This is a genomic window from Acetanaerobacterium elongatum, assembly GCF_900103835.1.
Lineage (GTDB): Bacteria > Bacillota > Clostridia > Oscillospirales > Ruminococcaceae > Acetanaerobacterium > Acetanaerobacterium elongatum.
On the sequence record NZ_FNID01000010.1, the window covers coordinates 18,088 to 39,395 of the forward strand.

A 21,308-nucleotide genomic window follows, 5' to 3' on the forward strand; every position below is an offset into this window, starting at 1 on the left:
AATGTTTTCCTCCTACACAATCTCAAAGGAGATCGTCATGATATGTTCTATCTGGCAATTGCCTTTGAGCTTTTCCTGCATTTCATCCTGCAGGCGCTGATTCTGCTGTTCGATTTCATCTTCGTGATTGTAGATTTCCCGTTGCATCTTTTTACGCTTCTCATCGAGCTTGTTAATTTCATCCTTCAGAGCAAGCATTTCTTCAAGTGGAAGGCTGGTGCTGGCACGGAAGGTCTTTCTCTTCTCGGCAATCAGTTTTTTAAGTTCCTTAAGATTGCGCTGCAAACCTTCTTTTAAGTCCTCGCTGTAAGCATCGAGTTTTGCGCATTCATCAAGGAAATATTGCTTGTTCTCGTTTTCGATTTTCTGCTGTTGCATGGCAATACGCTCTTGTCGCATTTTTACTAGAGATTCTGTTTCCGGCGGACACTGTCCGGCGGTTTCGGCAGGCAGTTCCAGCATCGCATTCAGCATCTCGTCATCAACTACAGTACCGTCCTCGGTCACAGCGGAAAAAACAAGATGTTCTTCGTCGCCAATGCCAGAATATGACAGTTTATCAATAGAAAGGATGCCACTCAATCCTGGATGGTTGTCAAAAAATGAAATGTGCCGTGTGCATTCGTCATAATCGAATTTGATATGTACCGGAGGCAGTTCTTCGTGCAGTGCCTCAGAAAGCCACGATTCATAAAGCGGGTCTTCCCGGCGGAGAAAGATATCGCCTTCCTCATCAGCATCCTGCCAATTCAGATTATAGATTCTTTCATGACCATCGAATGTTTTTAAGCGAAGTCTCCATTTATCAAGCGGTTCCACGCGTTCGGCGCCATGTATCATGAAGAAGTAATAAATCCACTGGCTGAACTTGCCGAGGCTGGCAATCGTATCGCTTTGGCAATGTTTCAGTCTTGCTGCAACTTCTTCATCGAAGTTTTCAAGAATGGATTGCCTTGCTTGCACCATCTTTTCGTTTATATGGTCTGCCAGCTCTTCCTGTAGACTATCAAACTCGGCTTGTATTTCTTCGGAGGTCTTGCATTTCTGGTAAATCTCCGATATGCGTTTTTCAAAATCAACGCCGGATTCGATAGAACCGATGACCTCGTCCGAGGAGCCAAACACGCCGCTGAACAGGTTGAATTTTTGCGAAAGCAACTCATAAACTCTGACGTCGGCAGCGTTTCTCCTGTTCAGGAAATTTATAACGACAACATCATTCTTTTGACCATATCGGTGACAACGACCGATTCGCTGCTCAATACGCTGTGGATTCCAAGGCAGATCATAGTTTACAATCAAGCTACAGAACTGAAGGTTAATGCCCTCGGCAGCAGCCTCCGTACCAATGAGGATACTTGCTCTGTCGCGGAATTCCTCGACAACAGCGGCTTTCATATCTGCTTGCTTTGAGCCAGAAATCTTACCATCGTTCTGGTGGCGTTTTTTCCATTCCTCATATATTTGCTTTGATATTGAGTCATTATTAGAACCATTAAGGAATATGATCTTGCCGTCGTACCCGTTATCCGAGAGCAGCCGAAGCAAATATTCCTGCGTTCTGCGAGACTCAGTAAAAATCACCGCTTTACGCTGGCCGCCGAGTTCCTCGATCTTGTCAAAGCCCTCTTCAAGTGCTAACAGCAAATTGTCGCCTTTGGCGTTGCTGTGAATGCTCTTAGCTAATTCTGCATAGTCGTTGAGACGTTCCAGCTCTTTAATTATCCCGGCACGGTCATGCTCCAAGTCGGCCGTAAGGACATCGTCTTCAGTGTCACTATCGCTGTCGTCCAATTCCTCGTAAGTGTCAAAGTCGCTCATATCAAGTTCACTCTCGATACCTTTGAGAAGATCGTCGAGCCGGTTGATAAGCGAATTTAATGTGCCAGAAATGGCAAATGAGGAGGACGCCAGCAATTTCCGAAGCACCATTGTAATAAGGGTACGCTGACCTTCTGGCAAAGCATATAGCTTGTCGGTTTGCAGATATTCAGAAATAAAATTGTAGAGTTTTTCTTCTTCTTCTGAAGGAACATATTCCTGCAGAATAGCATGACGGTTTGTGTATCGGACATACTCCGTTACCTGTTTGCGTAGAGTGCGTTGGCATACACCGTGCAGTCTATTCCTCAAATTTCGGTTCCGAATATCCGGGTTCGTTGAGGAAACATACATATCCCTAAAAGTCTTAGCATCACCGAAAACATGCTCATCGATGATGCTGGTGAGGCCGTAAAGTTCCATCAAGTTATTCTGTAGTGGAGTTGCCGTAAGCAATAGTTTCTTTCTGCCGCTCAATGCATTTTTTAGCTTGTTGCCCATGACGTTGTTTGGCTTGTATACATTTCTGAGACGGTGAGCTTCATCCATGATAACCAAGTCCCACGGAATGTTGCGGATTTCAAAATCTTTTCGAGCCGCAAAATTATATGAGCAAATGACCACGGCGTTTCTAACCTCAAAAGGGTTTAGCGCCCCGGCCTTTTTTGCATTGTTAAAGGATGCTGATTCCATCAAAACAGAGTCGATAAAGAATTTTTCAGAAAGTTCACTTCGCCATTGCATACGCAAGGACGCAGGTACAATCAGCAGAATTTTTCGTTTTCTCTCTGCCCAGCACTGTGCCAACACGAGTCCAGCTTCAATAGTTTTTCCCAGGCCAACCTCGTCGGCAAGTAAAGCACCCGTTGATAGCGGGGACTTAACGGCAAACAAAGCTGCATCAACCTGATGCGGATTTAAATCGACCTTAACACCGGACATGGCTGAAGCAAGCCCATCAATGCTCGATTGAGGGCGTTTCAACACTATTTGTTCGGCAAAATAGCGTGATTGATACTCTGTCATAATCATCCTCTATTCTTCATGGGTACCGTCTTCAACGATCTCCATAACATCGGAGACATCACATTTCAGAGCGACACAGATTTTCATTATAATATCAGTATTTACATTTTCATTTTTTCCGAGTTTCGTAATTGACGCCGAACTGACACCCGCTAGCTTCTGCAGATCCTTTTTCTTCAGGTCTTTGTCTATTAACAATTTCCATAGCTTTTTGTAACTGATGGCCATATTCGCTACCTCACTGTCCATACAGATTAATAAGAACGAAAATATTATAGCACACAATCAAAGAATAATCAAGAATTACTCCAGAGATGTCAGGATTGTTTCATCCAATCTATTGATTTTAGCAATAACATCTGCTATAATATGCCTATATAAATCTGGCGAAGGAGGCAATGGTGGGTATGATATTTATCAGCGGCGTTCACGGAGTTGGAAAATCGTTTTTCTGTGATAAAGTAAAATCCAAGTTAAACATTGAAACATATTCAGCGAGTACGCTCATTTCGGAAAGAAAACATAAACCCTTTTCTTCCGACAAATTGATTCCGGATATTGATGAAAATCAACAATACCTCCTCTCCGCTGTTGATGAACTGCGAGCCCGTGATATTCACTTTTTGCTTGATGGGCATTTCTGCCTGTTAAATGGGGATGGCATCGTAACTCGGATTGGAATTGAAACGTTTACATCTTTAAAACCAGATGCAATTGTTTTACTGACTGAGCTGCCGGAAATAATCGCCGAACGTCGGAAATTACGCGATGGGCTTACCTATGATGTAGGAGAACTACGGAATTTTCAAAATGCGGAGATCGCTTATGCAAAGGAAGTTACAACACTACTTGGAGTCGAGCTTAAAATAAGCAAGGGTCGTGATGACCTTGATTCCACTATAGTGTTCGTTCAAAATCATTAGGAGGTGCACTATGGCTGGAAAGTTTTCCTTAAGGAAATTCTCAGATATCAATCTCGCTGACCGTTTCTTTGACTCGCTAAAAGCCGATTATCCTGGAACTGACAGCAGTCCCGGCTTTGTTACGTGGTTTAACAAGAAAGCTGGTGAAGGTCGTACCGCTCTTGTTTTCGATGATGAAGAAGGTCTCGGTGCTTTTATTTCGCTTAAGGCGGAAATAGAAGAAATTGAGCTTCAAAGTGGAAATCTTCCGGTAAAGCAAAGGACAAAAATTAGCACTCTGCGTATCGCTGAACGCTATCGTGGTCAACGGCTTGGTGAAGGTGCAATTGGGCTTGTTTTATGGAAATGGCAACAGTTAGGGCATGAAGAAATATACGTAACAGTGTATCCATCGCACAATGACTTGATTGGGCAACTTGAAAAATTCGGTTTCACCTTCGCCGGCTATAATCCAAATGGCGAATGTGTTTATATGCGTAGCAGAAAAGCCGTTGATTACAGTGACCCATATAAGCCTTTTCCGTTCATAAAACCAGACTTCCTCAAGGCTGGTTATTTGTTGATAAATGATTATTATCATGATACACTTTTTCCGTATTCCGAATTAAAAAACACCTTACAGACAGGTGTAGCATTAAAAGTCACCAACGGATTAAGTAAGATATATGTTGGTGCCCAATATACTCCTCCTCATTACAACCCGGGTGAGCCGATTCTGATTTATCGAATACACAATGGAAGCGGAACAAAAAGATATAAATCCTGCCTTACATCATTTTGTGTTGTAACTGATGTTATTCAGGCCAAGCAAAACTACCGCATTATGCTGCCGTTTGATGACCTTCTCAAGCGCATTGGTAACAAGTCGGTATATGATTCGCAGGAGCTTAAGACGAAATATGATAATGATAAAAATGTTGTTATAATAGAGATGCTTTATTATGGGTACTTTGGAGAAGGTCATAATATAAACATGGATTGGCTTGATAGTAATGGTTTGTGGAGTAGCAGTACATATCCGGCATTGATACAGCTTAGCCCTGACCAGTTTAAACATATCCTTAGGGAGGGCAATATTGATGTCGACAATGTTATTGTCAATTAAACCTGAATACGCAAAACTCATAATGCAGGGAAAAAAGCAATTTGAATTCAGAAAAACAAAATGTAGAAATGGGATTACCCGAATTGTTTTCTATGCCTCCTCTCCACAAAAAGAGGTTGTTGGTGAAGCTGAGATAGACGAAATTCTAAAAGATACACCAGCTCGGATATGGAAACAAACAAAAGATGCTGCAGGTATAAGCAAGAAATTCTTCAGCCAGTACTATGCTGGAAAAGACAGGGCTATAGCTTATCGATTGAAAAATGTTGTTGTCTATGATCAACCCCGCGCACTTTCTGAATATGGCATTGAGCACGCCCCACAGTCTTTTGTATACATCGATTAAATTTAGTCACACTGAAATTTTACAGTGTGACTTTTTCTTTCTGACCTCTTGACAAAACAAAACCTCTGTGATATGCTAATAAGCAGATTAGCGAAGTTGCTTATTAGCGAATATGGAAAGGAGAATGATAATGGCAGGCGAATTTGGTAAATTCATTGATGACAAGCGTCGGGGTCGTGCCGCCGGTGGTGGCGACATACTTTTGAAAGATATCGCAACAGCTATGGGAACAACAGCAACTTATCTTTCAGATATTGTCAAGGGAAGACGTAATCCACCGGAAATGACAATGCTCAATAAAATTGCGGAGGTGCTTCATCTCTCGTCTCAAGAAACAAAAGAACTATATGACTTGGCAGGCAGAGAACGTAACGAGGCCGCTCCGGATTTACCAGACTATTTAATGGACAAAGAAATTCCTCATGTTCGAGCAGCCCTACGGCGTGCCAGCGAAAAAAAGCTCGGTGACGATTTTTGGAAAAAAGTCTTTGATGAGATTGACAAGGAGGATAAGGATTGAGTAACGATAGATACCTACAAAGCTATGTTCCACATATCAGTAAAACATCATTCGATGACAAGGCTACAGAATTTCTCAAAAAGTATTATCCTGATGCACTGGTAACTCCCATGTCAGTACCGATTGAGGATATCGCCAAAAAGAAGATCGGTTTAATGATTATTGAGGAACGTCTGACTGAGGATTTAAGTATTCTCGGACAAATGTGTTTCACAAAAGGATTAGCTGAAATCTATGACAAAGAAAATGATGAATACCGTGAAATTCTGGTTAGAGGTGGGACAATGATTATTGACCCGGATACTCTCATCGAAAGGAATCTCGGTTGCAAGCGTAACACAGTATCCCATGAATGTGTTCACTGGACTGAGCACCGAAATTATCATTTAATGGCTGCTGTCAAAAACAGCAAAACCAGTCGAGCCTGCCGCTGCCCTGCCGAACAAAAAAGTGACCAGTTCACTGAGCAATGGGATGATGAAGATTGGATGGAGTGGCAGGCCAACGGAATTGCTCCTCGTATTTTAATGCCTCATGAAACGGTAGGTTCCATGTTTAATCGTCTTGTCGAAAGCAGTGCAAAACAGCCCTTCATCAAAGCTGGTCTCATCCCAGCAAGAACGTGGATAATCGAGCAAATCGCCGGATTCTATCAAGTTTCCAAGCAATCGGCTCAGATTAGGTTATGCGAATTAGGGTATCTCCCTGATTAAGAGATACCCTTCAACGCATATTTTTTTAGCTTAATACTTCGCTAAAAAGCGGATAAGCGTATTGACGAAAATATTTTAGCGCAGGACAGAAAGGAGATGGTGCCTATGACATATCACAGAAAGGAGGGCCAATATGGTGGAGTTCCGTGACTGTATAGGTCGCCTTACCGCGACAGGCGATGCTATAACTGGACTCGTTGAAAACCATTATAAGGGACAAAAGACAAAAGCTTTACTACGAATCGGCGAGTCTCTTACGATTGAACGTGAGAATGTTATTACAATAATCACACGCATTAGCACAACTGCTTTTAATGTAGAAAGCCGCCTTCTCGCAGCGTAAGCGAGTAACAATAACTGAACATAAAATCCGCAGAGCTGCATGACGGCCAGGATTAGTTCTCATTCCGAGGACTATCCCGGCCGTTTTTCTGTTTCTACGGATTAATTGGCTCCTGCGGATTTCATGCAAATCTGAAAGGAGTCAATTAGATGACAAAACACAATAACCAGAACTCAGACCGCGAGTACAAGGTCTATATCCCCAGCACCCACCAGTTCATCCCGGTGACGAAGGAGTTCTACTATGAATACTACCGTCCCATCTGGCGCACACAGAAGCAAGCACAGAAACTTGGTCAGTGTATGTGTCCGAAAAGCAAGCTGTGGCGCTGCGATGGCTGCTGCCTCGACTGCCCGTATCACTCTTCCGGCAATGTATGGTCGCTTGAGTATGAGCAGGAGCTTATGGGGGACAAGCATGAGGACCCCAGTGCTAACATTGAGTCCATCGTGACAGACAAAATCGTACTGCAGCAGCTTTTCAAGCGTCTGGACAAGCTCTTTCCTGAAGCCCGTCGTATTGGAGAGCTTCGCATGGAGGGTATCTCGGAGCGTGACATTGCAGACATTCTTGGAATACCCCGCAGCACCTTCAGGTCTCGTCTTGAAAAGGTTGAAGCCCTGCTCCGCGAGGAGTATGGTGACATCCTGTAATTAGTCATAATCTCCGGCTGCCCTAATACGGTGGTCGGAGATTTTTACAAAAAAGTTTTTCTGCTTTTCGTCCAAACGGGCCTTTTCGTTCCAGTGAGTTGTGAAAGCGATAAGCAACCAGCTTTCAGAACGGAGGTGAAACGAAATGGACCAGACCCAAACGAACCCCCAGGGTGTCGCTGCTGACGAGGAACTCGTTGATATTCTCACCGCAATCAGCGTCGTATCCATGCGGCTGGCAAGAAAACTGACCTTACTTGCCGGACAAAGACAATCTACGGAAGGAGGAAAAACAGATGAGCAAAATGAGCGAAATGGCCGCAACCATCGAAGACCTACGCAGATGCGCTGCCACTATTAACGAAGCCGCCAATTGGCTGGCGGAGCAGTTTGGCGGCAATGAGCCAGTAACTGCGGAGTCTGTTCCCGTTGAACCGGTACTTACGCTGGAAGTGGTCAGAGCCGTCCTTGCAGACAAGTCTCGTGCGGGCTTCACCGCTCAGATTCGCTCTCTGCTCCAGAAGTACGGAGCCAGTAAGCTGTCTGAGATAGACCCCACCCGGTACGGGGGATTACTTGCCGATGTGGAGGGATTGAACGATGCCACCTAAAGGACATGCCCTTCTATCCGCATCATCGTCGGAGCGCTGGCTTCGATGCCCACCCAGTGCACGACTATGTGAGAGTTACGAGGACAAAGGAAGTGACTTCGCGGCCGAGGGTACTGATGCCCACGCGCTTTGTGAATACAAGCTTCGCCAGGCGCTGGGTATGGAGGCCGAAGACCCAACTGAAAACCTCACCTGGTTCAATGAGGAAATGGACGACTGCGCCACCGGCTATGCCACCTATGTTCTCGAACAGATGGAAGCTGCTAAGCAAACCTGCGCCGATCCTGTTGTCCTGATCGAGCAGCGTGTAGACTTCTCCCGCTGGGTAGCGTCCGGCTTCGGTACCGCAGATTGCCTTATCATTGCAGACGGCACCCTGAAAATCATCGACTACAAGCACGGTCGTGGAATCATGGTCGATTCAACCGAAAACCCACAAATGCAGTGTTACGCCCTCGGTGCTCTGGAACTGTTCGACGGAATCTACGACATTGATACCGTTCGCATGACCATTTATCAGCCACGCCGCGATAACATCAGCACATACGAGCTCTCGAAAGATGAACTTTACCACTGGGCAGACGAGGTACTAAAACCTACAGCCGACCTTGCTTTCGCTGGAGATGGAAACTTCCTCTGCGGCGAATGGTGTGGCTTCTGTAAGGCAAAGCACGACTGCCGTGCCAGAGCTGACGCCAATATGGAGCTTGCCCGTTATGACTTCAAGCTGCCGCCGTTGCTTACAGACGAGGACATTGAAGATATCCTCTCAAAGGTCGATGACCTTGTCGCTTGGGCGGCGGACATCAAGGAATACGCATTGCAGCAGGCAATCAGCGGTAAGGAGTGGGCCGGCTGGAAGCTGGTCGAGGGCCGCTCCAACAGGAAATATGTGAGTGACGCAGTTGTCGCCGATGTTGTTGAGCATGCCGGCTTCGACCCGTATGAGCGCAAAGTGCTCGGCGTCACTGCCATGCAGAAGCTTCTCGGTAAATCCCGCTTTGATGAACTTCTCGCGGCTTACATTGAAAAGCCGCAAGGTAAACCCACGCTTGTGCCGGAGAGCGATAAACGCCCGGCCATGAACACAGCCAAAAATGATTTTATGGAGGAAAACGATTATGAATAACAACACAAACAAAGTAAACAACCCCATGAAGGTTATTACCGGCCCCGACACCCGCTGGAGTTATGCGAATGTATGGGAAGCCAAGAGTATTAACGGCGGTACGCCAAAGTTCTCTGTCAGCCTTATCGTTCCCAAGTCTGACACAAAGACCGTCGCCAAGATCAGAGCCGCTATCGAAGCTGCATACCATGACGGCGAGTCCAAGCTGAAGGGCAACGGCAAGTCTGTGCCTCCACTGGCGGCACTCAAAATTCCTCTCAGGGACGGAGATTCTGAGCGTCCTGACGATCCCGCTTATGCCAACGCTTACTTCATCAACGCAAACTCTGCCACCGCTCCCGGTATTGTCGATGCTGACCGCAATCCCGTTCTTACCCGCTCCGAGGTTTACTCCGGTGTTTACGGCAGGGCAAGCATCAGTTTTTATGCCTTCAATAGCAATGGAAACAAGGGAATCGCATGTGGTTTGAACAACCTGCAGAAGGTACGCGACGGCGAGCCTCTCGGCGGCAAGACCAGTGCTGAGTCCGATTTCGCAACCGACGATGACAACGATTTTCTGAACTGAGAAAGGAAGGGTGAAAAGCTATGACAACCTTACAAACCATCTTGTTGACCGTCCTTATTGCCATCTGGCTCTGTTTCAGCATTGTATTCCTGATTAATGCGATTCAGAGCGCAGTGTATGACCGCAAGCGTGAGAAGCGTGAAAAAGCACAGGCCGTCCGTGATAAGGAATACCATGAGCTGCGCATGAAGGAAATCAGCAAGTAACAGTATCTATGAGGGCGGCAGAGACATTCTTTGCCGCCTTCTTCTCAATAAAGGATGGTTGATTATGAAAACACTCAGTATAGATATTGAAACCTATAGCAGCGTCAATCTCGCAAAATCAGGTGTTTACCGCTATGTCGAGTCACCGGATTTTGAGATTATTTTGTTCGGCTATTCCGTAGATGGTGGCTCTGTTCAGGTCGTTGACCTTGCCTGCGGTGAAATGCTCCCGCCTGAGATCACGACGGCGCTTACCGATGAAGCTGTAACAAAGTGGGCCTTCAATGCAAACTTTGAGCGGGTCTGCCTGTCTCATTTTCTTGGACTCCCAACCAGCGAATATATCAACCCTGCCTCGTGGAAGTGCTCCATGATATGGGCTGCGACAATGGGACTGCCGCTTTCACTGGAAGGCGTCGGATCGGTGCTTAAGCTGGATAAGCAAAAGCTCACCGAGGGCAAAGACCTCATTAAATACTTCTGCCAGCCTTGTGCTCCGACGAAATCCAACGGTCAGCGCTCCCGAAATTACCCGTACCACGCGCCGGACAAGTGGTCGGCGTTCAAAAAATATAACGCCCGCGATGTTGAAGCGGAGATGTCCATACAGGCCAAGCTCGCCAAGTTTCCGGTACCAGACAGTGTCTGGGATGAATATCACCTCGACCAAGAGATAAATGACCGAGGCGTTGCGCTGGATATGACGCTGGTGCAGGAGGCCATTGCTATGGACGGTCGTTCCCGTTCTGAACTCACCACTGCCATGAAATCACTGACTGAGCTGGATAATCCAAATTCGGTACAGCAAATGAAGCAGTGGCTTGCCGATAACGGCATGGAGACGGATACGCTTGGCAAAAAGGCAGTCATCGAGTTACTGAAAACGGCACCACCGGAACTTGCAGATGTTCTCTCCCTCCGTCAGCAACTCGCCAAATCGTCGGTACGAAAATATCAGGCGATGCAAAATGCAGTCTGCTCCGATGGTCGCGCCCGTGGGATGTTTCAGTTTTGTGGAGCCAATCGCACAGGTCGCTGGGCAGGCAGGCTTATACAGATGCAAAACCTGCCGCAGAACCATTTGGAGGATTTAGCTGAAGCCCGCTCCCTTGTTCGCTGCGGCGACTTTGATGCGCTGGAAATGCTCTACGAGGATGTGCCAGACACACTGTCGCAGCTCATTCGCACAGCATTTGTGCCAAGAACCGATGCAAAGTTCATCGTTTCCGACTTTAGCGCCATCGAAGCCCGAGTGATCGCATGGCTCGCCGGTGAACAGTGGCGGCAGGACGTGTTTGCCAAAGGCGGCGACATCTACTGCGCCTCAGCCAGTCAGATGTTCAAGGTGCCAGTTGAGAAGCATGGTGTCAATGGCCATCTACGCCAGAAAGGCAAAATCGCCGAACTTGCCCTCGGTTATGGCGGAGCAGTTGGTGCGCTCAAGGCAATGGGTGCTCTTGAAATGGGGCTTACTGAAGATGAGCTCCCTCCACTCGTTGACGCATGGCGGCAGTCCAATCCGCACATCGTGAAATTCTGGTGGGACGTTGACCGCGCCGCGATGGAGGCAGTTCGTCACAAGCATACCAATGAAACCCACGGCATCGTTTTTACCTGCCGGAGCGGGATGCTGTTCATCACACTTCCGTCTGGTAGGCAGCTTGCCTATGTAAAGCCGCGCATCGGTGAGAACAAGTTCGGTAGCAGTTGCATTACTTACGAAGGCGTCGGCGGCACAAAAAAATGGGAGCGGCTGGATTCTTATGGGCCGAAGCTCGTTGAAAACATCGTTCAGGCTACAGCTCGTGACATTCTCTGCTACGCCATGCAGACGCTCCGGTGCTGCTCGATTGTCATGCATATCCACGACGAAGTAGTAATCGAAGCCGATACGCACATGTCGCTGGATGCTGTCTGCCAACAGATGGGTCGGACGCCGCCATGGGCAAAAGGGCTGCTGCTCCGTGCCGATGGCTACGAGACAGATTTTTATAAAAAAGATTAAAAGGTTTCGTCCAAAGTGGGCTTTTTGTTCCAGTGAGATTTAGAGGTGGGCAAAAAGTCCGCCGTGAAAGGAGTGTTCCTAATGAGTATAGACAAATACAACAGTGAGGGATATTACGACCCAACTGCCTATGAAGCAATGTCCATTATTGAAAAAGAGGAACGGGCGCTTCGAGCATTCCGGCCTATCATATATATTTGCTCTCCATTTTCAGGAGATGTGGAAGGTAACGTGAGGGCCGCGCAGGGCTACAGCCGATATGCCGTGGACAATGGCTACATTCCAGTCGCACCGCACCTGCTGTTCCCACAGTTTCTAAACGATGATAATCCCGCGGAGCGCCAGCTTGGGTTGTTCTTCGGAAACGCCCTGATGAGCAAATGCTCAGAGGTATGGGTATTCGGCAGCATTATCTCGGCCGGTATGGAGGCTGAAATCAAAAGGGCCAAGTGGAAGAACTACCGTTTGCGCTACTTTACCGAAAACTGCGAGGAGGTGCAGGTTTGATGTTCACCCTTTATCATTCTGATTTTATCGGCAACCCCGGCAATTGCTCCTATCCTTACAAGGTGGAAATTACCGATTCAGCATCACTGGCCGCTGCGGTCGGTCGAGACTATGTGTGCGCAGAGTACAAAAATAACTATCGAAACGGCGATAACTTCATAGGCAGCGACTGCCTGCCGGTGGACTGTGATAACGACCACTCGGAAAACCCTGAAGATTGGATTCTGCCAGCCGATGTTATGGAGGCTTTTCCCGGTGTGACCTTTGCCGTTCACTACAGCCGGTCTAATATGCGTGAAAAGAACGGTAAACCCGCTCGGCCGAAATTTCATGTTCTTTTTCCCATCGACCACATTACAGACGCAGCCTGCTACAGTGATATGAAGAAACTGGTTAATGCCATCTTTCCATATTTCGACACCAAGGCGCTGGATGCCGCTCGTTTTTTCTTCGGTACCAATTCGCCGGAGGTAGAGATTTACGAAGGCGGCATGAACTTAAGCGAGTTTTTGGAAAGCGATGATTTCGATGTGGATATGACCAGTGGTCATCATGCCAATCAGGTCATCCCGGAAGGAAGTCGTAACGCTACCATGTCCCGCTTCGCCGGTCGCGTCATTAAAAAGTATGGTGATGGTGATGCCGCTTATCAGTGCTTTTTGGAAGAAGCCGCAAAATGCTCTCCGCCACTTGGGGAGCAGGAGCTATTTACCATCTGGCACAGCGCCCAGCGCTTCTTTGCAAAGGTTCAACAGCAGGACGGATATGTGCCACCGGAGGTATATAACGACCCAGTGTCATATAAACCCGGAGATTACTCCGATGTAGGACAGGCGGAAGTACTGGCAAAATACTTCTCTTGTGGGCTGCGGTACTCTCCGGCTACGCACTTCATCCGCTACAACGAGCACTATTGGCAGGAAAGCGAACCCGGCGCACAAGCCGTCGCCCATGAGCTTACCCGTCGCCAGCTCACAGAAGCCACGAAAGACCTGCAATCGGCGATGAAACTGCTGATGGAAAACGGCGGTCAGGAAATCGTCGAGAATACCTCCAAGTCAAAGGCGGAGTCTCTTATGAACAACGCGCAGCTTGAAGCATATCGGGATTTTCTTGCAGCCAAAGTATATCAGTCCTTCGCCATTCGTCGCCGGGATTCCAAGAATATCACCGCGACGCTTAAGGAGTCGCACCCAATGCTGGAAATATCACCGCGTGACCTCGATGCCGACTGTTTTCTGCTGTGTACGCCTGCTGCTACTTACGATCTACGGAAAGGCATGGCTGGGGCCAGAGAACATTCGCCAGAGGACTTTATCACCAAAATGACCTCGGTCTCACCCAGCGACAAGTGCGAACAACTTTGGCTGGACAGCTTAAACCTCATCTTCTGCAGCAATCAGGAGCTTATCGACTATGTACAGATGATTTGTGGACTCGCTGCTATCGGTAAGGTTTATGTGGAAGCTCTGATTATTGCTTACGGTGGCGGCCGCAACGGTAAGTCCACCTTCTGGAATGCAGTCTCCCGTGTACTCGGCCTTTACAGCGGCAACATCTCTGCTGATACGCTGACGGTCGGATGCCGCCGGAACATCAAACCAGAGATGGCCGAGGTCAAGGGCAAGCGACTGCTCATTGCGGCTGAAATGCAGGAAGGCGCAAGGCTTAACGATTCTACTGTCAAGCAGCTTTGCTCCACAGACGATGTTTTTGCCGAGAAAAAGTACAAGGACCCATTCAGCTTCACGCCCTGTCACACGCTCGTCCTCTATACCAACCATCTGCCGAAGGTCAGTGCCTCTGATGACGGTATCTGGCGTAGGCTGATTGTCATACCCTTCGACGCTAAAATCGAGGGCAGCAGCGACATCAAGAACTACGGCGAGTACCTCTATCAGAACGCCGGTGAAAGTATTCTCGCGTGGATTATTGATGGTGCTAAAAAAGTCATTGCGCTGGATTACAAAATCCCGGTACCGGAATGTGTGCAGAAAGCCATTGCGGAGTACCGGGCGCAAAACGACTGGTTTGGCCATTTCCTTGAGGACAAATGTGAGCTTGGTGCGAGTTTCCGGGAAAGTTCCAGTGCACTGTATCAGACGTATCGGAATTACTGCATTGACACCAATGAGTATATCCGTAGCACGACGGACTTCTATGCTGCGCTGGAGGCTGCCGGGTATGGGCGAATTAAGGCAAAAAACAAGCGGTTCTTTACAGGACTACGACTGAAAATCGACGACGGAGATTTTGAGGATTTCCTGAACTGATGGACTATGGGGTAACCTCGATAAAGGTCATATACAAAAAGTCTCTTAAGACCTTAAAAAATAAGTCTAAGAAAAGTTTTAGAAATGACCTGCGTCGAGGTTACCCCTCCTTTAAATCCCTGATGGAGCGTGAGAATATGAGAGAAAAAGCAATTGAGAAAAAACTGGTTCAGGCAGTCAAAGCAGCTGGCGGTATCGCACCGAAGTTCACAAGCCCTGGCTTTGACGGTATGCCCGACCGCATCATACTTTTACCGGGTGGACACATGGGTTTCGCGGAAGTAAAGGCTCCCGGTGAAAAGCCGAGACCGCTGCAACTGGCAAGACACAGAATACTACGAGGGCTTGGTTTCAGAGTTTATGTTTTGGATGACGAGCGGCAGATTGGAGGAATTCTTGATGAAATACGAACCACATGACTATCAGAAATACGCCATCGGCTACATTGAAGAACACCCCATCGCCGCCGTTCTGTTGGATATGGGCCTTGGCAAGACGAGTATCACGCTGACGGCGCTGAATGACCTGTTGTTTGACAGCTTCGAGGCGCATCGCATTTTGGTAATCGCACCACTGCGAGTGGCACGGGACACATGGCCAACTGAAGCAGATAAGTGGGACCACCTGCAGAACCTCATCTGCTCCGTGGCAGTCGGCACCGAATCTGAGCGCCGTGCGGCACTGATAAAACCCGCTGACATTTACATCATTAACAGAGAAAATGTCCAGTGGCTCATTGAGGAAAGCAAGCTGCCCTTCAGTTATGACACCATTGTGGTTGATGAGCTGTCATCTTTCAAAAACTACCAAGCAAAGCGATTCCGAGCGCTGATGAAGGTTCGCCCCACGGTAAAACGCATCATCGGATTAACCGGAACGCCGAGCAGCAATGGCCTCATGGATTTATGGGCTGAGTTCCGACTGCTGGATTTGGGCGTTCGCCTCGGACGGTTCATCAGCCACTACCGGCTTGACTATTTCATGCCGGACAAGCGCAATGGGCAGGTCATCTTTAGCTACAAACTGCTGCCCGGAGCCGAACAACGGATCTATGACAAAATCGCTGACATCACCATCTCTATGAAATCAACCGATCTTCTGAGAATGCCGGAGCTGATCAACAGCGAATACACCGTCCACCTCTCCGAAGAGGAACACCAACGTTATGATGACCTAAAAAATGATCTCGTGCTGCAGCTCCCGGACGGCGACATCACCGCCGCAAATGCCGCTGCTCTCACCGGGAAGCTGTGCCAAATGGCAAACGGTGCTATATATACCGACGACGGCGGGACCCTTACCATCCATGAACAAAAGCTGGATGCACTGGAGGATATCATCGAAGCCGCTGGTGGCAAGCCGCTTCTTGTGGCCTATTGGTTTAAGCATGACCTTGCCCGGATCACCGAGCGTCTACAAAAGCTCCATATCCCGTTCTCCAAGCTGGACAGTGCCGACAGTATCCGCAGGTGGAACACCGGTGAACTGCCCGTGGCGCTAATCCACCCCGCCTCCGCCGGTCACGGGCTGAACCTTCAAAGCGGCGGCTCCTGCATCGTCTGGTTTGGGCTGACCTGGTCACTGGAATTATATCAGCAGACCAACGCCCGTCTGTGGCGGCAGGGCCAGAGCGCCGAAACGGTTGTGGTACAGCACATCGTCGCCAAAGACACTATTGACGAGCGGATTTTGCGGGTACTGTCGAAAAAGGACAGTACACAGGCCGCTTTGATAGAGGCGGTAAAAGCCGACCTGCACATCTGAGAAAATCTATGACAATCCGTGCCAATCCGAGAGAAATAAAAATTCGGAGGTACAGATTATGAACAACCCCTATGAAAACTTAGCAAACGCTATCATTTTGAAATCCGCGCAGGATTATCGGGAGGCTCTTGGTATCCTGCGATTCAGCCCCAAAGATAAGGATGCCAGTATTACCAAGAATGAAATTGAGCGGTTCTTTCGTTCAGGTTGGTTTGGACTTCTGACAAATATCGACCCTGAAATGCTTATCAGCAAGCTTCGCAAGGAGGTGGTGTGACATGAGGGCAAGAGAATATCTTTCCCAAGCCTACCGCCTTGATCAGCGCATAAACTCTAAACTGGATCAGGTACAATCGCTTAATGAACTGGCTACAAAAGCAACCTCGACACTCACCGGTATGCCGCGTAACCCAAACCGTGCTACTTCCACGATGGCAGATGCCGTTGCAAAAATTATTGACTTACAAGCGGAGATCAACCGTGACATAGACCGACTTGTTGACCTTAAACGAGACATTGTTGCACTTGTGAAATCTGTTGACAACACGGAGTTTCAGACTCTTCTGGAAAAACGCTACCTTTGCTACATGAGTTGGGAGCAGATTGCCGTCGACATGAACTACAGCATCCACCACCTATACAAGATACACACTGGCGCATTGGACACTTGCGACGAAATCCTCCATCGTGATACCTGATGATACCACCTGATACCCGCCTCTTATGATAGTATTATAATGTAGAGACAAAATGTAGAGAGCCTTGTGGGAGCAATCCCGCAGGGCTTTCTTTATGCCCCGAAGGAGGTGAACCAAATGCCATACAAACCGAAACGTCCCTGTGCCTACCCCGGCTGCGGTCGGCTTGCCGTGCGCGAGCAATACTGTGCCGAGCATCAGAAGGTCATGGACAAACGCTACAACCAGTACGAGCGTGACCCTGCGTCAAATAAACGGTACGGCCGTAGCTGGAAACGAATCCGTGACCGTTACATCAAGGCACATCCTCTCTGCGAGGAATGCCAAAAGCAAGGAAAGCTGACACCCGCCGAGGAGGTGCACCACATTCTCCCGCTCTCCAAAGGCGGCAACAGCAATGCCGAGAACCTCATGGCTCTTTGCAAAGCCTGTCACTCTCGTATCACTGCCGAGAGCGGCGACCGATGGGGAAAAGGATATTGAAAGAGGCATCGTTTACATTTTAGTACGATGCCTCAAAGCAATCCATTTTTCATGGTCTCTCCCGGTGGGGGTATCAAAATCTCTAAAACAAAAAAATCTGGACAGCGGCGTGGAGCTTCGTGTTGAAAAACGCGGTTTCAAACGGTGGAATAGCCCCGGCGCGCAAGGAGTGTGATGAATATGGCGAAAGACGGCACCTGCAGAGGCGGTGCTCGCATCGGTGCTGGTGCGAAAAAGAAGCCTCTCGCCGATAAAATATCAGCCCGCAATCCCTGCGGAAGAAAATTGACTGTGATGGAGTTTTCTGACACTGCCGACCTGCAAGGTCAGGCGATGCCGGAACCGAACAAAATGCTCGAAGCCGTGCAGAAGGACGGTAAGACGCTCGTTGCGGCAGACATCTACAAAAATACATGGCACTGGCTGAACGAGCGCGGATGCGCCGCTCTTGTTTCACCCCAGCTTCTGGAACGCTACGCCATGAGCGTGGCTCGGTGGATTCAGTGTGAAGAGGCGGTTACCGAATACGGTTTTTTGGCAAAGCACCCCACCACGGGCAACGCCATTCAAAGTCCTTATGTGGCGATGGGTCAGAACTACATGAACCAGACAAATCGGTTGTGGATGGAGATTTTCCAGATCGTCAAGGAAAACTGCACCGGTGAGTATGGCGGAACTAATCCGCAGGACGATGTGATGGAGCGGCTGCTTACCGCTCGGAAAGGCGGCTGAAAGCTATGCTGATAGAAAAAATTCAAACTGATCGACTCGTTCCCGCCAATTACAATCCTCGCAAAGACCTGAAACCAGGTGATCCAGAATATGAAAAGCTGAGACGCTCGCTTGAGGAGTTCGGCTATGTCGAACCCGTTATATGGAATAAAGCCACCTCCCATATCGTTGGCGGTCATCAGAGATTAAAGGTGCTGCTCGATATGGGTGTCACCGAGGTTGATTGCGTAGTTGTCGAGATGGACGCTGAAAAGGAAAAGGCGCTCAATGTTGCGCTTAATAAAATCAGCGGTGACTGGGATAAAGACAAGCTGGCTCTGCTCATTGCAGATTTGCAGGGTGCGGACTTTGATGTGTCGCTCACGGGCTTCGACCCCGGAGAAATTGACGACCTATTCAAGGACTCGCTCAAGGACGGTATCAAAGATGATGATTTTGATGTTGACGCGGAACTTAAAAAGCCCGCCGTTACAAAGCTCGGTGATATCTGGACGCTTGGCCGCCATCGGCTGGTCTGCGGCGATTCTACCAAAGCCGTCACCTTCACCGCTTTGATGAACGGGAAGCTCGCCAATCTGGTGGTGACCGACCCGCCGTACAATGTCAACTATGAAGGAACGGCTGGAAAGATTAAAAACGACAATATGGGCGATGAAGCGTTCTATGACTTCCTGCTTGCGGCGTTTACAAACACCGAAGCGGCGATGGCACAGGACGCTTCCATTTATGTGTTCCATGCCGACACTGAAGGGTTGAATTTCCGTAAGGCATTCTCAGATGCAGGCTTTCAGCTTTCCGGGTGCTGCATCTGGAAGAAGCCGTCGCTGGTGCTGGGACGCTCACCATATCAATGGCAGCATGAACCTGTCCTCTTCGGCTGGAAGAAAAAAGGCAAGCACAACTGGTATGCCGACCGCAAGCAGACGACCATCTGGGAATTTGATAAGTCGAAGAAAAACGCTGACCATCCCACCATGAAGCCGGTTGCACTGCTGGCATATCCCATTATGAACAGCAGCCTCACCAACTGTATCGTGCTTGACCCTTTCGGCGGCAGCGGTTCTACGCTCATCGCATGCGAGCAGTCTGACAGGATTTGCTTTACCATAGAACTTGATGAAAAATACTGCGACGTCATTATAAAGCGGTATATCGAGCAAGTCAGCGCTGCAGACGGTGTTTCCGTTACCCGCGATGGTGTCACGATGAAATATACAGATGTGGCTGTCAATGAATAAGCTCACGCTCGGCTCTCTTTTCGAATACAAAGATGCCATGCCATGCGTCTGTTTTGTACTGTCCGGCATTGTGTTATCTACACAAAAACCGCCGAATAATGGGTACAGTATTCTACACAAAAATCGCATAAAACCGTTGCTATATAAGCGGTTTAGAGTGATTAATGTAATACCGAAAAAAGAAAGGCGGTTTGAAAAATGAAACTCAAATACAATGTAACAGGCAGCGAACGCAAATCACTGGTCGGAGCAATCAGCACGGCGCTTGGTGCCCCAACTAATTACCTCGGTGCTCCTACCTTTTCCTACGAGGTCGGCAGTTATCACATCGACAAGAACGGAACACTTGCGGGTCCAGACAACCTTGACTTGGAGGACGCGCTCCACCAGGCAGGCTTTGATGCAGACGGTAACAGCCGCAAGTATGACGAACCTGACACCTACGAAAGCAACCTTGGTGTCATGGGTGCACCGGATGAGGCTCCAGATATTGACCAGCACCACCCCGGGCAGTATGCAGATCTGGAAATTCCGTTCACACCCGAAATGCAAAAACAGATTGACGATTATTTTCTCAGCCTTCCGATGACCGAGGAAGAAGAACTGGGGCTCGGGCGCACCCACCGGGAGGATTTCCACGGCGAGAACGGTATGCAAGCAAGCGATGTCCCAGAATCCGATGAGGACATCGGGCTGATGATTGAAATGCCGCGCTCCTCTTTCACCGAAACGGCACTCGACAACCTCAAGCGGCTGGTCGAAAGCAAAGGCAGCCTTATTAAAAAGGCCCTCGGTGCGGAAACGCTCGAACTTGAAATAACAGATGACAAGGTGCGGTTCCCTTGGTTTGAGGACGGCACCGATGCAGATGCAGTCAAGGCATACACACATTTTGTGGCTGCACTCTGCGAGATGGCAAGAGTGCAAAAGCGCATCACGGCAAAGGAAAAGGAAACCGACAACGACAAATATGCTTTCCGCTGCTTTCTCCTGCGGCTCGGCTTCATAGGCTCGGCATACAAAGAGGAACGGAAAATTCTGCTCCGCAACCTCTCCGGCAGTTCGGCTTTCAAAGACGGTCAGAAAAAAGGCTTCTCGCAGGACGACCTTGATAAAGCAAAAGCCGACCCTGCTGTATGCGCCGAAATTAAAGCTATTTTGGGAGGAACCGACGATGAACAATAATTTTCCATCAAGAGAAACAGTCGAGCGTATCCTAAAGCAGTATCCGGTCGGCTGCCGTGTGGAGCTTCTCCGTATGGACGATGTCCAAGCGCCGCCAATCGGGACAAAAGGCACCGTGCGGTATGTGGACGACCTCGGCAGCCTGGGTGTTGCGTGGGACAACGGGAGTTCGCTCCAAGTAGTCTACGGTGAGGACCTTTGCAGGAAATGCGACGATGACAAATAAGGTGCGTGAGCAAATCCTTGTCATCCGCCATACCGGGCTGACAAATATGTTTGATGTCAATACCGTTCAGCGCATTGCCCATGAAATGAACTTCTTTGAGCTGGTGGTTTTCCTTGAAGAGCATAAGGACCAATATGTCCACTTTATCCTCACAGGAGAAGAATAACGGCTGTAAACTACACAATTGCGGTAACCGAAATGCTCTGAAAGATTGTACAGTATACGCTGGTTTA

Annotated in this window: 26 protein-coding genes; 24 read left to right on the top strand and 2 right to left on the bottom strand. The window is 48.5% G+C overall.

All coding sequences use genetic code 11. The features are described 5' to 3' along the window. Positions 1-12: 12 nt before the first annotated feature. A complete protein-coding gene (locus tag BLR50_RS04660) occupies positions 13-2,847 on the bottom strand; it encodes an SNF2-related protein (protein WP_205408664.1) in 2,835 nt (944 codons plus the stop codon). Positions 2,848-2,856: 9 nt separating this feature from the next. Then, positions 2,857-3,075: a helix-turn-helix domain-containing protein gene (locus tag BLR50_RS04665; protein ID WP_092639060.1), complete on the bottom strand. Its 219-nt coding sequence runs from the start codon at positions 3,073-3,075 to the stop codon at positions 2,857-2,859. A 179-nt stretch (positions 3,076-3,254) separates the two neighbouring features. Here BLR50_RS04665 and BLR50_RS04670 point away from each other — a divergent pair, with 179 nt between their 5' ends. From BLR50_RS04670 to BLR50_RS04790, 24 genes are all read left to right on the top strand, one after another. Beyond that, positions 3,255-3,770, top strand: a complete 516-nt coding sequence (locus tag BLR50_RS04670) for an ATP-binding protein (RefSeq protein WP_162840324.1) — start codon at positions 3,255-3,257, stop codon at positions 3,768-3,770. Between the two features lie 10 nt (positions 3,771-3,780). Next, the gene (locus BLR50_RS04675; protein WP_092639064.1) at positions 3,781-4,875 is read left to right on the top strand and encodes a GNAT family N-acetyltransferase; all 1,095 of its coding nucleotides are present in this window, start codon (positions 3,781-3,783) and stop codon (positions 4,873-4,875) included. Further along, positions 4,850-5,221: an ASCH domain-containing protein gene (locus BLR50_RS04680; RefSeq protein ID WP_092639066.1), complete on the top strand. Its 372-nt coding sequence runs from the start codon at positions 4,850-4,852 to the stop codon at positions 5,219-5,221. Before BLR50_RS04675 ends, BLR50_RS04680 begins: the two co-directional genes overlap by 26 nt. A 130-nt stretch (positions 5,222-5,351) precedes the next feature. Continuing rightward, entirely contained in the window at positions 5,352-5,741 is a 390-nt protein-coding gene (locus tag BLR50_RS04685) for a helix-turn-helix domain-containing protein (protein WP_092639068.1), read from the top strand. Beyond that, a complete protein-coding gene (locus BLR50_RS04690; RefSeq protein WP_092639070.1) occupies positions 5,738-6,454 on the top strand; it encodes an ImmA/IrrE family metallo-endopeptidase in 717 nt (238 codons plus the stop codon). The genes BLR50_RS04685 and BLR50_RS04690 overlap by 4 nt, the downstream gene beginning before the upstream one ends. 492 nt (positions 6,455-6,946) lie before the next feature. Next, on the top strand, positions 6,947-7,450 hold the full coding sequence (locus BLR50_RS04700; RefSeq protein WP_092639074.1) for a hypothetical protein: 504 nt from the start codon (positions 6,947-6,949) through the stop codon (positions 7,448-7,450). A 145-nt stretch (positions 7,451-7,595) separates the two neighbouring features. Beyond that, positions 7,596-7,811: a hypothetical protein gene (locus BLR50_RS04705; protein ID WP_092639076.1), complete on the top strand. Its 216-nt coding sequence runs from the start codon at positions 7,596-7,598 to the stop codon at positions 7,809-7,811. Next, positions 7,747-8,061 (top strand): DNA ligase, encoded by a 315-nt coding sequence (locus BLR50_RS04710; protein ID WP_092639078.1) that lies wholly within the window; start codon positions 7,747-7,749, stop codon positions 8,059-8,061. Before BLR50_RS04705 ends, BLR50_RS04710 begins: the two co-directional genes overlap by 65 nt. Continuing rightward, complete coding sequence (locus tag BLR50_RS04715; protein ID WP_092639080.1) at positions 8,051-9,190, top strand: DUF2800 domain-containing protein; 1,140 nt, start codon at positions 8,051-8,053, stop codon at positions 9,188-9,190. Before BLR50_RS04710 ends, BLR50_RS04715 begins: the two co-directional genes overlap by 11 nt. Next, positions 9,183-9,758, top strand: a complete 576-nt coding sequence (locus tag BLR50_RS04720; protein ID WP_092639082.1) for a DUF2815 family protein — start codon at positions 9,183-9,185, stop codon at positions 9,756-9,758. Before BLR50_RS04715 ends, BLR50_RS04720 begins: the two co-directional genes overlap by 8 nt. A gap of 20 nt (positions 9,759-9,778) precedes the next feature. Beyond that, positions 9,779-9,964 carry a hypothetical protein gene (locus BLR50_RS04725; protein ID WP_092639084.1) on the top strand — a complete coding sequence of 62 codons (186 nt, stop codon included), beginning with the start codon at positions 9,779-9,781 and terminating at the stop codon, positions 9,962-9,964. Positions 9,965-10,028: 64 nt separating this feature from the next. Beyond that, positions 10,029-11,969, top strand: a complete 1,941-nt coding sequence (locus BLR50_RS04730; protein ID WP_092639086.1) for a DNA polymerase — start codon at positions 10,029-10,031, stop codon at positions 11,967-11,969. A gap of 81 nt (positions 11,970-12,050) precedes the next feature. Beyond that, positions 12,051-12,476: a DUF7768 domain-containing protein gene (locus BLR50_RS04735; RefSeq protein ID WP_092639088.1), complete on the top strand. Its 426-nt coding sequence runs from the start codon at positions 12,051-12,053 to the stop codon at positions 12,474-12,476. Beyond that, entirely contained in the window at positions 12,476-14,749 is a 2,274-nt protein-coding gene (locus BLR50_RS04740) for a phage/plasmid primase, P4 family (protein ID WP_092639090.1), read from the top strand. The genes BLR50_RS04735 and BLR50_RS04740 overlap by 1 nt, the downstream gene beginning before the upstream one ends. A 137-nt stretch (positions 14,750-14,886) precedes the next feature. Further along, a complete protein-coding gene (locus tag BLR50_RS04745) occupies positions 14,887-15,168 on the top strand; it encodes a VRR-NUC domain-containing protein (protein WP_092639200.1) in 282 nt (93 codons plus the stop codon). Continuing rightward, a complete protein-coding gene (locus BLR50_RS04750; protein ID WP_092639092.1) occupies positions 15,149-16,513 on the top strand; it encodes a DEAD/DEAH box helicase in 1,365 nt (454 codons plus the stop codon). Before BLR50_RS04745 ends, BLR50_RS04750 begins: the two co-directional genes overlap by 20 nt. Positions 16,514-16,571: 58 nt before the next feature. Continuing rightward, positions 16,572-16,790 carry a hypothetical protein gene (locus tag BLR50_RS04755; RefSeq protein WP_092639094.1) on the top strand — a complete coding sequence of 73 codons (219 nt, stop codon included), beginning with the start codon at positions 16,572-16,574 and terminating at the stop codon, positions 16,788-16,790. A gap of 1 nt (position 16,791) precedes the next feature. Beyond that, a complete protein-coding gene (locus tag BLR50_RS04760) occupies positions 16,792-17,211 on the top strand; it encodes a DUF1492 domain-containing protein (protein WP_092639096.1) in 420 nt (139 codons plus the stop codon). A 117-nt stretch (positions 17,212-17,328) separates the two neighbouring features. Further along, positions 17,329-17,694 (top strand): HNH endonuclease, encoded by a 366-nt coding sequence (locus BLR50_RS04765; RefSeq protein WP_092639202.1) that lies wholly within the window; start codon positions 17,329-17,331, stop codon positions 17,692-17,694. Between the two features lie 180 nt (positions 17,695-17,874). Beyond that, positions 17,875-18,426, top strand: a complete 552-nt coding sequence (locus tag BLR50_RS04770; protein WP_092639098.1) for a P27 family phage terminase small subunit — start codon at positions 17,875-17,877, stop codon at positions 18,424-18,426. A gap of 5 nt (positions 18,427-18,431) precedes the next feature. Further along, positions 18,432-19,664 (top strand): site-specific DNA-methyltransferase, encoded by a 1,233-nt coding sequence (locus BLR50_RS04775; RefSeq protein ID WP_092639100.1) that lies wholly within the window; start codon positions 18,432-18,434, stop codon positions 19,662-19,664. 198 nt (positions 19,665-19,862) lie between these two features. Beyond that, positions 19,863-20,849 carry a hypothetical protein gene (locus BLR50_RS04780; RefSeq protein ID WP_092639102.1) on the top strand — a complete coding sequence of 329 codons (987 nt, stop codon included), beginning with the start codon at positions 19,863-19,865 and terminating at the stop codon, positions 20,847-20,849. Further along, positions 20,839-21,075, top strand: a complete 237-nt coding sequence (locus tag BLR50_RS04785; protein ID WP_092639104.1) for a DUF4314 domain-containing protein — start codon at positions 20,839-20,841, stop codon at positions 21,073-21,075. The genes BLR50_RS04780 and BLR50_RS04785 overlap by 11 nt, the downstream gene beginning before the upstream one ends. Beyond that, on the top strand, positions 21,065-21,241 hold the full coding sequence (locus tag BLR50_RS04790) for a DUF5049 domain-containing protein (RefSeq protein ID WP_092639106.1): 177 nt from the start codon (positions 21,065-21,067) through the stop codon (positions 21,239-21,241). The genes BLR50_RS04785 and BLR50_RS04790 overlap by 11 nt, the downstream gene beginning before the upstream one ends. Positions 21,242-21,308 lie beyond the last annotated feature (67 nt).

What these genes read in the sequence shown, in the direction of transcription:
- BLR50_RS04660 (WP_205408664.1), bottom strand. Translation starts at nt 2,847, where the DNA reads ATGACAGAGTATCAATCACGCTATTTTGCCGAACAAATAGTGTTGAAA.
- BLR50_RS04705 (WP_092639076.1), top strand. Translation starts at nt 7,596, where the DNA reads ATGGACCAGACCCAAACGAACCCCCAGGGTGTCGCTGCTGACGAGGAA.
- BLR50_RS04790 (WP_092639106.1), top strand. Translation starts at nt 21,065, where the DNA reads ATGACAAATAAGGTGCGTGAGCAAATCCTTGTCATCCGCCATACCGGG.
- BLR50_RS04670 (WP_162840324.1), top strand. Translation starts at nt 3,255, where the DNA reads ATGATATTTATCAGCGGCGTTCACGGAGTTGGAAAATCGTTTTTCTGT.
- BLR50_RS04755 (WP_092639094.1), top strand. Translation starts at nt 16,572, where the DNA reads ATGAACAACCCCTATGAAAACTTAGCAAACGCTATCATTTTGAAATCC.
- BLR50_RS04740 (WP_092639090.1), top strand. Translation starts at nt 12,476, where the DNA reads ATGTTCACCCTTTATCATTCTGATTTTATCGGCAACCCCGGCAATTGC.
- BLR50_RS04780 (WP_092639102.1), top strand. Translation starts at nt 19,863, where the DNA reads ATGAAACTCAAATACAATGTAACAGGCAGCGAACGCAAATCACTGGTC.
- BLR50_RS04730 (WP_092639086.1), top strand. Translation starts at nt 10,029, where the DNA reads ATGAAAACACTCAGTATAGATATTGAAACCTATAGCAGCGTCAATCTC.
- BLR50_RS04745 (WP_092639200.1), top strand. Translation starts at nt 14,887, where the DNA reads ATGAGAGAAAAAGCAATTGAGAAAAAACTGGTTCAGGCAGTCAAAGCA.
- BLR50_RS04770 (WP_092639098.1), top strand. Translation starts at nt 17,875, where the DNA reads ATGGCGAAAGACGGCACCTGCAGAGGCGGTGCTCGCATCGGTGCTGGT.
- BLR50_RS04785 (WP_092639104.1), top strand. Translation starts at nt 20,839, where the DNA reads ATGAACAATAATTTTCCATCAAGAGAAACAGTCGAGCGTATCCTAAAG.
- BLR50_RS04720 (WP_092639082.1), top strand. Translation starts at nt 9,183, where the DNA reads ATGAATAACAACACAAACAAAGTAAACAACCCCATGAAGGTTATTACC.
- BLR50_RS04775 (WP_092639100.1), top strand. Translation starts at nt 18,432, where the DNA reads ATGCTGATAGAAAAAATTCAAACTGATCGACTCGTTCCCGCCAATTAC.
- BLR50_RS04760 (WP_092639096.1), top strand. Translation starts at nt 16,792, where the DNA reads ATGAGGGCAAGAGAATATCTTTCCCAAGCCTACCGCCTTGATCAGCGC.
- BLR50_RS04680 (WP_092639066.1), top strand. Translation starts at nt 4,850, where the DNA reads ATGTCGACAATGTTATTGTCAATTAAACCTGAATACGCAAAACTCATA.
- BLR50_RS04725 (WP_092639084.1), top strand. Translation starts at nt 9,779, where the DNA reads ATGACAACCTTACAAACCATCTTGTTGACCGTCCTTATTGCCATCTGG.
- BLR50_RS04675 (WP_092639064.1), top strand. Translation starts at nt 3,781, where the DNA reads ATGGCTGGAAAGTTTTCCTTAAGGAAATTCTCAGATATCAATCTCGCT.
- BLR50_RS04715 (WP_092639080.1), top strand. Translation starts at nt 8,051, where the DNA reads ATGCCACCTAAAGGACATGCCCTTCTATCCGCATCATCGTCGGAGCGC.
- BLR50_RS04735 (WP_092639088.1), top strand. Translation starts at nt 12,051, where the DNA reads ATGAGTATAGACAAATACAACAGTGAGGGATATTACGACCCAACTGCC.
- BLR50_RS04765 (WP_092639202.1), top strand. Translation starts at nt 17,329, where the DNA reads ATGCCATACAAACCGAAACGTCCCTGTGCCTACCCCGGCTGCGGTCGG.
- BLR50_RS04685 (WP_092639068.1), top strand. Translation starts at nt 5,352, where the DNA reads ATGGCAGGCGAATTTGGTAAATTCATTGATGACAAGCGTCGGGGTCGT.
- BLR50_RS04710 (WP_092639078.1), top strand. Translation starts at nt 7,747, where the DNA reads ATGAGCAAAATGAGCGAAATGGCCGCAACCATCGAAGACCTACGCAGA.
- BLR50_RS04700 (WP_092639074.1), top strand. Translation starts at nt 6,947, where the DNA reads ATGACAAAACACAATAACCAGAACTCAGACCGCGAGTACAAGGTCTAT.
- BLR50_RS04750 (WP_092639092.1), top strand. Translation starts at nt 15,149, where the DNA reads ATGAAATACGAACCACATGACTATCAGAAATACGCCATCGGCTACATT.
- BLR50_RS04665 (WP_092639060.1), bottom strand. Translation starts at nt 3,075, where the DNA reads ATGGCCATCAGTTACAAAAAGCTATGGAAATTGTTAATAGACAAAGAC.